Source organism: Pirellulaceae bacterium, assembly GCA_019636385.1.
In the GTDB taxonomy this organism is placed as follows: domain Bacteria; phylum Planctomycetota; class Planctomycetia; order Pirellulales; family Pirellulaceae; genus Aureliella.
The window spans coordinates 533,872-547,714 of sequence record JAHBXT010000004.1; the positions used below are offsets into that span (position 1 = coordinate 533,872).

Below are 13,843 nucleotides of genomic sequence, written 5' to 3' on the forward strand. Positions count from 1 at the left end.
ATCCGCAGCAATGATGGGCCGGCCTAGCCGCAACCCTATTGGCCAAGCCTTGATGGGTCACTCGTGGCCCCATTCCAGGCTGCCCAGACAGCGGCAATTTTTATAGCCGCCGTTTCAATTCGCAGAATTCTCCGCCCTAGATTGATCTGCTGCCAGCCGACAGCGCGCAGTGCGGAGCATTCCTCATTACTCAATCCCCCTTCCGGACCCACGATCACCTGCGCTGTTCCAGGGGCTTTCTGCTCCCTAAATCCATCTAGCATGTCCACCAAAGGTTGACTTACACCGTAAGGATGTGCAAACCATCGACACGGCGAAGGTGCGCTAGCCGCTACTGTTGCCTGTGGTGAGGCTAACAGTGCCGTCAGGCTGACAGCTGGCTGGACTTTCATCAAGTAATTTCGGCAACATTGCTTGCTGGCCTCGATCACTGCTCGCCTCAATCGCTCGATGACCTGCGATGTGGGCTGCGCAACCGAGCGCTGACATTCCAGCGGAATTAAACTCCGCACATCTAATTGAACCAGCATGTCGATCAAGGCTTTTTGACGATCGCCTTTGGGCAGCGAAACGAGTAAGTCCAATCCGCCCGAGTGCTCAATTGCCTCAGTCATCGTCGTCGCAATTTCAACCGATACCGACGATTTGCTGCTATGCACAATGCTCGCCTGGGCCACCAAGCCCTGGCCATCGAACAGTTCTACATGGTCGCCGGGGCGCAAACGCAGAACTGTTGCAGCATGTCGAGAATCCTCGGCACTCAGCAGCACATTACCACATTGCGGCAATTCGGGAACGTAGAATCGGCAACGGCTCATAGGTCTCGCAGGGAACAGGCATTTAGCATTGCTAGCATCTGGCTGACAACACATTGTGCCGATTGTACTCAAGTTTTTGACGCGTGGCTTCCGATGCACAGACGATGTGAAGGACTAGAACAAGACTTCCACTGGGTAGTGTTGTTGGCTGTTGGCTCGACATGCAAGGAAGCTGGCGTGACATATTGGCGATATTGGCGTTTCAACGCTCCTCCGTTTTCACATGAATATAACCAGCCTCTGTTTCGAGGCGCGACCGTCGAGGAAGCTCTGGCGCGGATCGAATTTCTAATTAGCAATCGCCGCAGTGTAGGCTCATTACTTGGCCCAGGCGGCGTGGGCAAATCATCGATTCTGCGACATTGCCATCTGCAGCCTACCTTCAGCCTGGATGTTCCCAATGTGCAGATGCAACGTTACTCAATGATGGGATTGCACAGCGGGGAATTGATATCGCGTTTGGTGACCTGGCTTACCGGTGATGCCACCCTAACCAGCTCGGCAACCGCTTGGACTCGGTTGTGTGACTATTTCCGATCGGCACAACGCGAAGGCGTGCAAACCGTTCTGCTGATCGACGACACCGAGAGCGGCTCGGCGGCGGCCGAATCCGACCTGTGCCGCCTGCTGTCGATGGCTTTTCCGCTGACCGTGGTCTTCGCTGTAGAAACGCAATTGGCCAGTGCTGTCAGTCGGTCGCTGTACGAACGGGTTGAATTGCAAGTTGAGCTGCCGCCGTGGGATTTCTCGCAGACTGCGGAATTCTTGATCTGGAGTACTCGACGGCTGGGGCGTGGCGAACCCATTTTCACAGAATCGGCCGTGCAGCGTATTCAACAACTGAGCGGCGGGATTGCCCGCCGCATCATTCAATTAGCCGATTTGGCACTGGTGGCTGGAGCTGTCTCGCAAAGCAGCTTTATCGACGGCCAGTGCGTCGAACAAGTTGCCTGTGAACTGCCCAAGTCGTTTGCTGCGGCGTAGCGTCAGTCGCTACGCTCGCCCAAGCGTGGAGGAATTGCCCGTAGGCTACCCACCGTCTGGTGACGGTGGCTACGGCTAGACACTGCCTGCTTTAGCGCCGCGCACCGCGTCCGCGTCCGCCTCGGTCTCCTCCTCCGCCGCCGCCGCGGCGGCCACCACCTCCGCCACCGAAACGATCGCCTCGGTCGCGACCGCGATCACCTCCGCGATCACTGCGCTCTCGATCACCTCCGCGATCAGGACGCTCGCCGCGGGGTTCGCCATCACTTGGCTCAGCGCTACCGGCCAGTTCGTCGGGCAAGCCCAATTCTTCGAGCGCTCTACGACGGCTGAGCTTGACGCGATCTTGCTCATCAATGTCGATGACAATGACTTTCATCGGATCGCCGACTTGGCAAATGTCGTCAACACTGGAGACATAGCCGCTGGAAAGCTCACTGATGTGCACTAGTCCATCGCGACCTGGCAGAATCTCAACGAATGCACCAAAGTCGCGCACGCTGCTAACGGTACCATCGTAAATCTTGCCGATCTGGGCGGTCGCCGTACAAGCTTCGACTCGCGTCATCGCCGCCTTGGCGCTTTCGTAGTCGGCAGCGGCAACAACGACGGTTCCATCATCTTCTACATCGATGGTTGCACCGGTGTCTTCTTGAATGGCACGAATGTTCTTGCCGCCAGGCCCGATCAACAAGCCGATCTTATCGGAGTCGATCTTCGTGCGGAGCAATCGAGGAGCGTAGCGACTAGTGTCGGTTCGCGGTCGAGGAATCGCCGTCAACATTTTGCGCAAGATTTCCATTCGCGCCTCACGCGCCTGCTTCAGCGTAGCGCGGACGATTTCTTCGCTGATACCGTCGATCTTCAAATCCAATTGAATGCCGGTGATGCCTTCGGGAGTTCCAGCGACTTTAAAATCCATGTCGCCAAAATGGTCTTCATCGCCAATGATGTCGGTCAGCAACACCCAGCGACTTTGCTCTTTGACCAAACCGATGCTAATGCCGGCCACTGGATTGGTTAGTGGTACACCGGCAGCCATCAGACCCAGCGTAGCCCCGCAAACGCTGGCCATCGACGATGATCCATTGGACTCCAGAATGTCGCTGATGATCCGGATTGTATATGGAAAATCTTCAGCATCGGGAATTACCGGTGCAACCGATCGCTCGGCCAACGCCCCGTGACCGATCTCGCGACGCCCAGGACCACGAATCGGCCGGCACTCGCCGACCGAATAAGACGGAAAGTTGTAATCTAGCATGAATTTCTTGGTGTACTCTTCCACCAGTCCATCCACGCGTTGTTCGTCACGACTGGTTCCCAGCGTTACAGTAATCAGGGCCTGCGTTTCACCGCGCTGGAAAATAGCGGAACCATGGGTTCGTGGCAGCACATCGGTTTCGCATTCGATATGTCGCAAACTGATCGAGTCGCGACCATCGGGCCGAGTACCTGACAAAATCAAATCGCGAATGACATACTCTTCTAATTCATGCCAAGCCGTGTTGAACGCATTGACACAGATGGCGCCTTCGGCTTTGGGATCAGGAATCAACTCGGCCAGAGCCTGCTGCTTGACTTGAGCAACCGCTTCTGCGCGAGCCAGTTTGCCGTCAGTTTGCTTGGCCGTGCGATAGCGATCGGAGTAACTACTCTTCAGCCGTTCCAACACGCCGTTGTCAGGCGCTGGCGTGAACGGCTTCTTTTCAGGTCGCACTCGATCGGCTAGCTCTTGCATCAAGGCGATCACCTCGCGAGCCACACCATGAGCAAACATGATAGCCTCGGCCATATCGTGTTCGGGAAGCTCTTGCGCGAAACCTTCGATCATCAGTATCGACTTGTCGCTGGCCGAGATAATCAAGTCCAGCTCGCTCTCTTCCAGTTGAGAAGCCGACGGAAAGGCGATCAATTGACCGTCGATGCGACCGACGCGAACCGAAGCCAATGGACCTTGAAACGGTAGGCTGCTGAGCGCCAGCGCCGCACTGGCTCCGTTCATGGCCAGCACGTCTGCGTCGTTCTGCAGATCACTGCTGAGCACCGTGGCTTGAATTTGAACTTCGTCGTTATATCCCTTGGGAAACAGAGGACGAATCGGACGATCCATCAGACGGCTGGTAAGAATTTCCTTGGTGGTCGGCCGGCCCTCGCGCTTGATAAATCCCCCGGGGAATTTGCCCGCCGCCGCCATTCGCTCGCGATAATCGCAAGTCAGCGGAAAAAAATCGGTTCCAGGTCGCGCCGGCCCACTGGCCACGGCTGTCAGAACCACTGTATCTCCATACTGCACCAACACGCTGGCCGCCGCCTGCTTGGCCAATTGTCCGGTTTCCATCGACAATACTTGGCTGCCGATTTGCTTTTCAACTCTGACTTTCACTGCTTCATTTCCTGATACTAGATGGTTGCAACGACTTGCAGCCGCCCATTGGGGACGGCAACACACTCGAATAACCTTAGAACAGAAAGGCTTGCGCCGTCACCCGGATACCTCCGGCGAACGTGCCTTTGGAAGTGCAATCGCAGGTCAAGCCAACGCTGACAATCCACTGCCAGCGCTGAATATCGCGCCGGTTAGGCTACTTGCGAATGCCCAATCGAGCCAGCAAGTCGAGGTACTGCTGCGGATCGTGCCGCCGAACATAATCCAGCAACCCACGACGTCGACTGACCATCGTCAGCAATCCGCGCCGACTGGCGTAATCCTTCTTATTGGTACGCATGTGCTCGGTGACGTGATTGATCCGCTGAGTCAAAATGGCGATCTGCACGGCAGATGAACCGGTATCGCTGTCGGACTTTTTGAAAGCGGAAATCGCTTGCTGGTTGAGTGCTTTACTAGTGGTCATCGCGGGGGGGATTGTTAGCTTCTGCTGTTACTAGACTTACTTTCTGTGTATCTTTGGTTAGACAAGCCGAAGATGGTAACGGAATCCTCGAATCTCGCAACCTCTATTTTCTGAACCTCCTCCAATTTTGTAATTTGGCTTGGCAGCCATTCCTAGTCCCCGCCCCCGAAAGTTCGATCCTCATCGGCAACCCATGGAAATCCAATGGAACTCTAGTGCCCGCCTATCTGCTTTGCACATGGCCTATTGCGCCCGGCGGCTGCCAAACGACTGCAAAATCCTGGGCAACGACAATCACCAGCAATCCCTGCTATTAGGGGATATGGCCCGGTGCCTGGCAGTTGCCGAGGATCGCTATTGGCAGTGGTTGTTTCAGCTTGCTCCGGATTGCTCCAATTGGCACGATTTATCGCAGCGGCTGATCATGCGCTGCCTTTCGCCTCATGAACGGACGACGGGCCAAGCGACCAGGCTGGCCGCTTGCCTGATCGGTGCTGAACGAGCCTTCGCCAATGAGCATCCGGATTTTGGGACAACGATCAAGTTCAGGGTGCGCCCTCTGCAAGAACAATGGGAAGCGTATGGGCCGGGGCTGTTAAGCCAGATCCAGCCGGTGGTTGGCCCCCAAGTCCTGGAAGAGCGCGCCGAGGTACTGTTGGTCCAGCCCATCGTCGGCGGATATGGCTTGGCCCACCTCAACACGAATCGCTGTCACATAGAAGCTGTGCTAACCAACGCCGATCCGCAACTGACCGAAACCCTTCGTCTGGCCTGGCTGCTAAGCCAACTGGGACTGGAGCGACCACCATACAGCGATCACATCAACGCACATCGCTTACCCATGATCGCCGCCCTGTCCATGCTGCCGCCCACGCTACATGCTGCCGAACAACTGGGCATTGGTCAGCTATCGGCGATTTGGCTCCAGCGAGCTATCGCCCAGTGGAAGCTACCCACGGCCGGCATCAGCGAAAATTCGTTGGCTGAAGTATTGCTAGTATGGTGGGAAACCGTCAATGATCATCAGACGTCCTGGTGTACCGCCATGACCGGACTGGATCGCATGGTCTTGAGCCAGGAGTAACAACCGATGCTGGTCAAAGAAATTATTGAAAAGAAGCGCGATGGTCAAGAATTGTCGGCTGCCGAAATCCAATTCCTGATTCAAGGGGTCACCACCGCATCGATACCCGACTACCAGGTGTCGGCATGGTTGATGGCGGTGCTGTGTCGCGGCATGAGTGATCAAGAAACAGCGGTGCTGACCGAGGCCATGCTCAATAGCGGCAATCGGCTGGCACGCTGCAGCAATCGTCCGCGCGTCGACAAACATTCCACCGGTGGTTTGGGGGACAAGACCTCATTGATCCTGGCGCCGTTGCTGGCCTGCTTTGATCTGGATGTTCCCATGCTCAGCGGTCGCGGCCTGGGAATTACAGGCGGTACGCTGGATAAGCTTGAGGCCTATCCTGGCTTTAGATGCGATCTAACGAGCCAGCAAATCAATGAACAACTAAATCGAATCGGCTGTGTCATTACAGGCACGACCAGCGATGTTGCCCCGGCCGATCGCCGCCTGTACGCGCTGCGCGATGTAACCGGCACAGTGCCATCAATACCTTTGATCACCGGCAGTATCATGAGCAAAAAACTTGCCGGATCGTTGGACGCGCTGGTGTTGGATGTCAAATGGGGTTCCGGCGCATTTATGACTACCTTGGAGGACGCTCGTCGATTGGAGGCCAGCTTGGTGCACACTGGTCGCCGAATGGGCGTCAAAACATCCTCGCTGGTGACTGACATGAACCAGCCGCTAGGCCAAATGGTGGGCAACGCCTGCGAAGTGAACGAAGCCTATGATGTGCTCTGCGGTGCTGGCCCCACCGACGTCGTTGAGTTGACCGTCCTGCTGGCTGCGGAGTTGCTAGTGGCAACCGGCACATCACCGTCACTGGACGCTGCACAATCGGTGTTGACCAAGGCGCTGAAGGATGGTCGGGCGCTAGCCCGATTTCAACAGTTGATCGAAGCTCAAGGCGGAGTATTTTCCGATCATTTGCCGCTAGCCCAAAAGCACGTGATCACGTCGCTTGACAAAGGTTGGCTGTGCGCCGTCAACGGTCGGGTACTTGGCAATGCTGTGATCGCCATGGGGGGCGGGCGGCAACAGCAGGGCGATCCAATCGACCCCAGCGTGGGTTTGCAAATGCTTGTCCGCATCGGTGACTCTATTGAGCGTGGCCAGGAGATTGGACATCTGTTTTGTGATGCACCGGCAGCAGAAACTCAACCGCTCATTAGCCAATTTCGCTCCGCGCTGTCCCTAGCTCCGCACCCTTACCCCGCCCCCAGTTTGATTGTTGCCACGGGATGAAATTGCTAAGCTCCGCACGAGTACATTGGCCAACGATTGCTTGCAGTTCACCACCCTCTGGCGACGGTAGCTACCTGAAACTCAACCATTGACGGCATCGACCGAGCCGTTTAGATTAGTGTCGTCAGGTAGTTACGATCACCAAAGCGTGGTCGGGTCGATGTAGCTGCGCTCGCCAGAGCGCAGATGCGCCAAGCAAGTTGCTATTGGTTTTCAAATACATCAGGAAACACGGTGGGTGTAGCTCAGTTGGTAGAGCGCTGGATTGTGGCTCCAGTTGTCGTGGGTTCGATCCCCATCACTCACCCTGCTTCTTGTTCTTTGCAGCAATTTGGAACACGTCTCAATCGCGTAGGAACTGCCTGCGACGCGGTAGCCTTCAGGTGGCCCAGCCTAATCCGACAGGCTCACCCCGCCGACTGGTGCGGCTGCCGACTACAGCAATTCTAGGTGACCTGTTACTTGATCAATTTTCTGGGCGAAGTCGGGCCCGATGGCCAGGCATGTTCGAGTCGGCTGGCCATGAAATTCGGTTTTGCCACTGTCGGTGATTAGGTGGACCGCCAGCCCCAGTTCAATCGCCCTGTCATGGATGGCCATCAAATCTTGTTCGCTATCGCAGCGACAACATACTTTTGCAGATGAGCCCATGAGCCAAGCTCGCTCGTGGTGCGGGAAATCATCCAGGCAGATGGTACCCAAGCTCTGCAGCCGCTGCACGAGAAACGACATAGAAGCGTGCGCGCCTTGGGCAATCTGCTTTCCTCGGCGCATCTTCAGGTCATGCCGCATGACGATCACCTGCTTGATGCTGCTAGCTTGCGATTCATCCAATGTCCAGTTCTCCCAAGGTCAGATGTTCACCAGTGAACAGCAGCCGCACATCGCAAGGTCAGTTCGCGAATGTTGGACCTCACAAACACGTTGTAGGCTCGCCGTACGAGTCGTTTCTACGCTCCGATCGCTTTGACTTTGGCATCCAAAAGTCTCATCCCGTGATGCAATCGATCTGTGACTTCAGGTCTGCCGCCGCTTGGGGTGTCCATGTTGTGTGCAGCCGTTGCAATGCCGATTGGAGTTGCCGTCGCGCGAGCCGTCGCTGTTTATGCAGAAAGCGTCGCTGCTTACCTGTGGCCGACTTGGCGATCGACTTTAACCATTGGCGCGCGACGGCCAGGTCGTTGATTTCACCCTGGATGGACTGCAACTGGGACATGACCGGCTTGATTGAGTTCCAATCCGAATCGGGAAGCGCATCGGCCAACACTTCTAGCGAGTAGCGCAGCCGCTTAGTTCTCAGACGAAACGCATGCACTTCGGCAATATCTACCAGCGGCGAGCTGCCAGCATTGTCAAATTCGGCAAGGATCGGCGTTATGCGCTGCTTAGACCAGGGCCGAAACGGTTGATCCCATTCAGGGCAGGCCTGGCTATCCAAAACGGCTAACATGGCTTGCTGGTGTCGTACAAATTTGCCGGAGTCAATCAAGCGAGCGTACAATTTGAACAAAGAACTGTGTGCAGTTCGTCGCCTTCGTAGCCTGAGGAGAAACCGCCGAGCGCGCTGTTTAGATTTTCCGCCGTGGTCAGCCAATTCCCGATAACGTTTGATCAGCACATCCAAATCGCGTGTCACGCCGGCAGCTCGGCGAACGCGTTGCAATTGCCTGCGAATCCACTTGACATGTTTTCGCGGCAGCAGGGTCGAGAATATGGCGATGGCAGCGGACGATTTTCGCGCACAGACGCGCAACTGGTGCACTACCTCTTCGTCGCGGCAGTCCGATTCGATTGCGGCGGCGAAACACCTCATGAAGGCAGCCAGTCGTGTTTCAAGCTGCCCGACAGCCATCCGCAAAGTAACCGCACCAGCGGCATCGTCAACTAAAGCTTCATGATCTGACATTTTTGTGGCTCGCCTGTAATCACTCGGAAGGCTAACCTGCTCAGGGCACCTGCTTTCGCCAGTTTAATTAGGGTACCGACAATTTGCCAACCTGCCCTGTGGATGAAATATATGCCTCGCCGCCGTTATCATGGTTGGTGGCAGTGCCTGTCGTTAGTTGCCCTGGTGTCATTGACCCCCAGTTGCAATCGAGATGTCAACCAACCCCTGCCCGACAAAACGACTTCGGAGAACAGCACCATGCGGCTGAAATTGGAAGGCGACCAAGCCGCCGATGATGCTCGCCACTTTGCGCGGCGGCGCGAGGCGATGGTCCGCTATCAATTACGGCAGCGCGGCATCAGCAACCAACAAGTGCTGCAATCCATGCGAACAGTGCCGCGACATTTATTTGTCCCGGCGGAGTTGGTCGATGCGGCTTACGAGGATCGACCGTTGCCAATTGGTTTCGAGCAGACGATCTCGCAACCGTACATAGTAGGGCTGATGACCGAATTGGTCCAACCGCAACCCCAGCATCGCGCTCTGGAAATCGGCACCGGCAGTGGTTATCAAGCGGCTGTGTTAGCCGAATTGGTCGACCAGGTGTACGGCATCGAGATCGTGCCTGCCTTAGCGGATCAGGCAGCCCAACGGCTAGTCCAATTGGGGTACGACAACGTCACGGTGCGCTATGCCGACGGCTACCGTGGCTGGCCTGAACAAGCCCCGTTTGATATTATCATCGTGGCTGCCGCGCCTACCGAAATTCCACAGCCCTTGCTGGATCAGTTGGCACCTGGGGGAAAGATGGTTATTCCCATTGGTGGGGCCAGCCAGGATTTAAGGCTGGTGGAACGGCTGGCTGACGGTGAATTACGCGAGCGACAGGTGGCTGGCGTACGCTTCGTTCCCATGACCGGCGAAGCTCAACGGCGGGATTGAAACGCGGTTGATATTATGGTGTTTGTTATTGCTGAACCATCGCTCCAGTGAGGAATGCCAAATGTCTAGTCATGATAAACTCAAAGCTCAATTACAAGCCAAACTGCAGGAATTGGAGCTTCGCGTTCAGCGGATTGACAGTCGGCTGAGCGATCCCGGCGTCGCCGACTGGGAAGAAAATGCAGCGCTGCATAGCAACGACGAAGTCCTGACTGGCCTGGGAGAATTGACCGAGAAGGACATTCACGAGATTCGTTTGGCACTGCACCGCATAGACAGTGGTACCTACGGAACGTGTGTTGGCTGCGGAAGCGAAATACCTAAAGCCAGGCTCGACGCCCTGCCGTTTGCCAGCACCTGCGTGTCTTGCGCAAGTTGAAAATGGATGGTCTGAGTGAACTACTCAGTAATCTGCTGCTCGGTGTTTCAGGCCGAGGTTTTTTTGCAGGTGGGCTTCTGGGCGTATTGCTAATACACATCTGGTGAGCCGTCGAAGGTTCTCCCCCGCTGAAGCAAATGTGCTTATCCACTCATCCTCTGGGCCTGAGGCTTGAAAAGTGGTCAGACGGTACCTCGTACATGCGCGACAGACCGTTAGCCAATGCAAGCTAAAAGCACACAAATGAGCTGGCTTTGCTGGCCAGCATTTGAAAGAATTGGCGGCAATGGGAAGCGGATCGAATCGAGCATTGCATTTGTGATAACTTGACGCAAAGGTTAGTCGCAGTTGGCCAGCCGAGATGAAGTTGATGCATTATCTGTCGTCGGGCTTTCGCGCGGGTTGAGCACCTATGTGGCGGCCACTGGAGGAACGGTTTGGTTAGCGCTAAAGCGCTGGCAGCGTGATGATGTGTTCTCGCTGTCAGCCGCCGTGTCGTACTATATGGCTCTTTCGCTATTCCCCATGATGCTGTTGCTGACCGGCGGACTAGGGTTAGCCATGCGTTATTCTAAATTGGGCAACGACGCGCACCAACAGATACTGGCCGTTGCCGCCGAGCATTGCTCGCCTTCGCTAGAAGCCAAGGTTCGCGATGTGCTGGATGAATTCCAACAACAGTCTCATGCCAACGGCCCCATCGGCGTGCTATCAACATTGCTGGCGGCGATCGGCGTGTTCTATCAATTCGAGCGCGCTTTTGACAAGATTTGGCGGTTGCCCCCACCTCCAAAGTTGAGTTGGCTGCGCACCGCCGCGCGCCTGTTGCGTCGGCGGCTGTCAGCTTTCTTTTTACTGGCAGCCGTTGGAGGCACGATCTTTTCAGTCTTCTTGACCAATATGGCTATTGCGGGGCTGAGTCGCTGGTTGAGCCATCATCATCGCCTGGCCGCAGTGCTGCTTTCGTCGACGGATTCTATTGTAACGATCAGTCTGAACGCATTGGCATTCGCGGCTGTTTACCGATGGTTGCCCAAACGACCTGTGCAGACGCGCGTTGCCATACGAGCCGGACTGTTGGTGGCGGTGGTCTGGGAAGTTGGCCGACAAGTGCTAAGCGCGATCGTTGTTGGCAATCGCTACACAACGGCCTACGGCGCTATCGGCTCATTTATCGGCTTGTTATTGTGGTTCTATTGGGGAGTTGCACTGCTGCTTTTCGGTGCCGAGTACGTCTACGTATTATCTCGACGCCATGATCATAAAGTTGATCATCTGGTACAAACAACCGACGATCAGAATGAGCCCCCCAAGGATTCTGAACTGCTTGAGGATACGCGGCAGATCCCCACTCGGCGACTGGCCGCCTAGGCAAGCAGCGGTTGCCGGTTTATCGAAGCCGCCTTCGCCAGACGCTGGTCTTGCTCGGTATCCACCGTCCAGCGACGGTTGCTACGTTTGTGTCGCTCGCCCCAATACATTATCGACACGCCCCATGCTATTCTCCCGGTCGAACGTCGCCTTGGAGAATAGCCCGCTGTGATTATCGGATTGGTGGAATTACAGTATTCTTAACCGTTCACGTCTACGGTGAGCCGGCGCGGGGCAGGTAATTTTTGCCTTCATGTGCTTGCCTTGATCGAAAGTCTGTGGAGTTAGCGTCCTAATCTGCACTGGCCCCACTTGTTCCAGGCTACAAAACCCGCCAACGGTTACAGTCGTATTTGCCATGCATACCACAGACTCTTCCCCAAAATTGCCGAACACCCTCAGCGCTAAACAGCTGACGGCGGGGCTGATTTTGTTGACCGTGGTGCCGTTTCTGTTCGTGGTCGTGCTCTATTTTTCCCTGCCGGTTGGTCTGGGACCAGTATTGGATGCGCGCTTGGAAATCGGCCCGCGGACATGGATTTCAAACGACGGTTCGCAATCTCGACTGCTGCCCAGCGTCATCCTGACCAATGCGACTGAAGAACCGTGGGAAAACATCAACTTGGTAATCAACGACCAATTTCACTATTACCATGGACAGACTTTGAGACCCAGCCACGAAGTGGTGATCCCCTTGAAGTTCTTTCACACGCGTGGCAATCAATTTTATCCCCCAGAAAGCCAGCCGCTGAACAAACTGACGGTGTATGCGCAGATACCTTCAGGGGCTCGAGCCATCAAAGAGTTCGAAGGTGATCAGTTACAATTTCCAAAGGTTGCCACTGCGGCACCTTGATCAACATTCGGAACGACCTTATGACCACTCAATCGGCGGGCAAAGCTGTTGCTATTACACAGGCACTCGCGGCCATGGGTGCTGTGTTTCTGCTACCGCTAGTCCCCGCCAGCGCGGCGGAACCAGACGGAAGGCTTCCTGCCAGCATCCACGTCACGCTGGTTGATGAACCGGTGATGCACTACGCAACCTTCCAAAGCCACAATCAAAAGGTGGTCGAGCACAACGGCGTGATGTATATGACTCATCTGCGAACTCGCAATCCGGAATACACCGACCAGTCCTGGCGGTTATCCTACAGCACCGACGGTGGCGCTACTTTCGCGATTTTGTGCGAAGAGTCGGCTGCCACTAATCCGCCGGTCATCGAACTAGACGATGAAGGCAATTTGTATCTGTTTCGCGTCGACTTTATCAGCCAAGACGCGTATTTGGACCGTTGGCCGGCGGGTGCGCCGCGAGTGGCGTCGTCGCGGATCACCACTCGGATACCCACGGGAGCTGCCGGCAAGTACGCGGCCGCTATCGATGTGCCTCGCCAGCAACTGTATTTCTTTTCGCACAATAACACGTTCCATCGCCTGAAGTTGAATGGTCAATTGATCGACTCGCGCACCCTACTGGCTCCTGGACCGAACGCTATCTTGCAGTATCCCTTACTATCGCTCAGCCCCGACGGCAGATTGCATTTGGCTTGGACAACTCAGAAGCATGGGCAATATCTGTACTGGGACATTCACCATGCCTTTTCAGATGACGGTGGTACTACGTTTGCCAGTTGGCCTGTGGACGGGCAGTCAACATCGACGAATTTGACGTTGCCGATCGTGGCCGACGACACGGGACCCACCAGTAGAATCAGTCTGGATGATGAATTTACAGCGCATACTTGGCTGGCGAGTAGTCTGGCCACCAAAGATCACTGGCACGGCCTGTATTTGGCACAGACCAATCCGCAGCGTCAGCATTACATGCGGTATGATGCCCATACGGGAGCCAGACAACGGGACATGCAACCCGAGGTACGCGGCCAAGAGCTGAGTCTGAAAGGTTTGGACGGCTATCTTGTCGCAGATCGGCACCATTCCCAGCGACTGTATGTGGTTGGAAACAACGCGGGACGATTGGCGTGCCTGGTTAGCCAAGACAGTGGCGACTCGTGGAACGACTACGCGGTTAGCCACCAGAGCTATGGCTTATATTCGATCGGCGGCTTTCGCTGCACGACTAGCGATGGAGCGATCATTGGATCGTTCACCGATCAACAGGCTCCGGAGGAACTTACCGATCGCAAGTCTCGCGTGTTTTTCTTTCGAATTGCGTTGACGGACAAGTGATTGGTGCATGGTCTCTCGCGTTGGCCGGCAAGATCGGTT

Annotated in this window: 13 protein-coding genes and 1 tRNA gene; 9 read left to right on the forward strand and 5 right to left on the reverse strand. The window is 55.6% G+C overall.

The features are described from left to right. Window positions 1-35: 35 nt before the first annotated feature. Window positions 36-818 carry a 16S rRNA (uracil(1498)-N(3))-methyltransferase gene (locus KF752_16565; protein MBX3423172.1) on the reverse strand — a complete coding sequence of 261 codons (783 nt, stop codon included), beginning with the start codon at window positions 816-818 and terminating at the stop codon, window positions 36-38. 93 nt (window positions 819-911) lie between these two features. Here KF752_16565 and KF752_16570 point away from each other — a divergent pair, with 93 nt between their 5' ends. After that, window positions 912-1,802, forward strand: coding sequence for a hypothetical protein (locus tag KF752_16570; protein ID MBX3423173.1), 891 nt, complete (start codon window positions 912-914; stop codon window positions 1,800-1,802). Between the two features lie 91 nt (window positions 1,803-1,893). Here KF752_16570 and KF752_16575 read toward each other — a convergent pair whose 3' ends face one another. Together KF752_16575 and rpsO are read right to left on the reverse strand one after the other, a co-directional pair. Beyond that, a complete protein-coding gene (locus KF752_16575) occupies window positions 1,894-4,188 on the reverse strand; it encodes a polyribonucleotide nucleotidyltransferase (GenBank protein ID MBX3423174.1) in 2,295 nt (764 codons plus the stop codon). Window positions 4,189-4,387: 199 nt separating this feature from the next. Further along, complete coding sequence (gene rpsO / locus KF752_16580) at window positions 4,388-4,657, reverse strand: 30S ribosomal protein S15 (protein ID MBX3423175.1); 270 nt, start codon at window positions 4,655-4,657, stop codon at window positions 4,388-4,390. Between the two features lie 238 nt (window positions 4,658-4,895). On the opposite strand from rpsO, the gene KF752_16585 reads away from it, so the two are divergent. The 3 genes from KF752_16585 (at window position 4,896) to KF752_16595 (ending at window position 7,338) form a co-directional block, all read left to right on the forward strand. Further along, a complete protein-coding gene (locus KF752_16585; GenBank protein ID MBX3423176.1) occupies window positions 4,896-5,741 on the forward strand; it encodes a hypothetical protein in 846 nt (281 codons plus the stop codon). A 6-nt stretch (window positions 5,742-5,747) separates the two neighbouring features. Next, complete coding sequence (locus tag KF752_16590; GenBank protein MBX3423177.1) at window positions 5,748-7,031, forward strand: thymidine phosphorylase; 1,284 nt, start codon at window positions 5,748-5,750, stop codon at window positions 7,029-7,031. A gap of 234 nt (window positions 7,032-7,265) precedes the next feature. Then, a tRNA-His gene (locus tag KF752_16595) sits at window positions 7,266-7,338 on the forward strand. A gap of 128 nt (window positions 7,339-7,466) precedes the next feature. Here KF752_16595 and pth2 read toward each other — a convergent pair. Next, on the reverse strand, window positions 7,467-7,865 hold the full coding sequence (pth2, locus tag KF752_16600; protein MBX3423178.1) for an aminoacyl-tRNA hydrolase: 399 nt from the start codon (window positions 7,863-7,865) through the stop codon (window positions 7,467-7,469). Window positions 7,866-8,019: 154 nt separating this feature from the next. Beyond that, window positions 8,020-8,937 carry a CHAD domain-containing protein gene (locus tag KF752_16605; protein ID MBX3423179.1) on the reverse strand — a complete coding sequence of 306 codons (918 nt, stop codon included), beginning with the start codon at window positions 8,935-8,937 and terminating at the stop codon, window positions 8,020-8,022. A gap of 240 nt (window positions 8,938-9,177) precedes the next feature. Between KF752_16605 and KF752_16610 the strand changes: the two genes are divergently transcribed. The 5 genes from KF752_16610 (at window position 9,178) to KF752_16630 (ending at window position 13,804) form a co-directional block, all read left to right on the forward strand. Beyond that, window positions 9,178-9,861 carry a protein-L-isoaspartate(D-aspartate) O-methyltransferase gene (locus KF752_16610; protein MBX3423180.1) on the forward strand — a complete coding sequence of 228 codons (684 nt, stop codon included), beginning with the start codon at window positions 9,178-9,180 and terminating at the stop codon, window positions 9,859-9,861. 61 nt (window positions 9,862-9,922) lie between these two features. Beyond that, window positions 9,923-10,240 carry a TraR/DksA family transcriptional regulator gene (locus tag KF752_16615; GenBank protein ID MBX3423181.1) on the forward strand — a complete coding sequence of 106 codons (318 nt, stop codon included), beginning with the start codon at window positions 9,923-9,925 and terminating at the stop codon, window positions 10,238-10,240. A gap of 348 nt (window positions 10,241-10,588) precedes the next feature. Further along, window positions 10,589-11,611 (forward strand): YihY/virulence factor BrkB family protein, encoded by a 1,023-nt coding sequence (locus KF752_16620; protein MBX3423182.1) that lies wholly within the window; start codon window positions 10,589-10,591, stop codon window positions 11,609-11,611. A 358-nt stretch (window positions 11,612-11,969) separates the two neighbouring features. Continuing rightward, window positions 11,970-12,467, forward strand: a complete 498-nt coding sequence (locus KF752_16625) for a hypothetical protein (GenBank protein MBX3423183.1) — start codon at window positions 11,970-11,972, stop codon at window positions 12,465-12,467. Between the two features lie 20 nt (window positions 12,468-12,487). Continuing rightward, complete coding sequence (locus tag KF752_16630; protein ID MBX3423184.1) at window positions 12,488-13,804, forward strand: hypothetical protein; 1,317 nt, start codon at window positions 12,488-12,490, stop codon at window positions 13,802-13,804. The last annotated feature ends 39 nt before the right edge of the window (window positions 13,805-13,843 follow it).

Coding starts and splice junctions, on each gene's coding strand:
- KF752_16610 (MBX3423180.1), top strand. CDS start 9,178: ATGCGGCTGAAATTGGAAGGCGACCAAGCCGCCGATGATGCTCGCCAC.
- rpsO (MBX3423175.1), bottom strand. CDS start 4,657: ATGACCACTAGTAAAGCACTCAACCAGCAAGCGATTTCCGCTTTCAAA.
- KF752_16570 (MBX3423173.1), top strand. CDS start 912: ATGCACAGACGATGTGAAGGACTAGAACAAGACTTCCACTGGGTAGTG.
- KF752_16590 (MBX3423177.1), top strand. CDS start 5,748: ATGCTGGTCAAAGAAATTATTGAAAAGAAGCGCGATGGTCAAGAATTG.
- KF752_16615 (MBX3423181.1), top strand. CDS start 9,923: ATGTCTAGTCATGATAAACTCAAAGCTCAATTACAAGCCAAACTGCAG.
- KF752_16625 (MBX3423183.1), top strand. CDS start 11,970: ATGCATACCACAGACTCTTCCCCAAAATTGCCGAACACCCTCAGCGCT.
- KF752_16605 (MBX3423179.1), bottom strand. CDS start 8,937: ATGTCAGATCATGAAGCTTTAGTTGACGATGCCGCTGGTGCGGTTACT.
- KF752_16565 (MBX3423172.1), bottom strand. CDS start 818: ATGAGCCGTTGCCGATTCTACGTTCCCGAATTGCCGCAATGTGGTAAT.
- KF752_16585 (MBX3423176.1), top strand. CDS start 4,896: ATGGCCTATTGCGCCCGGCGGCTGCCAAACGACTGCAAAATCCTGGGC.
- KF752_16630 (MBX3423184.1), top strand. CDS start 12,488: ATGACCACTCAATCGGCGGGCAAAGCTGTTGCTATTACACAGGCACTC.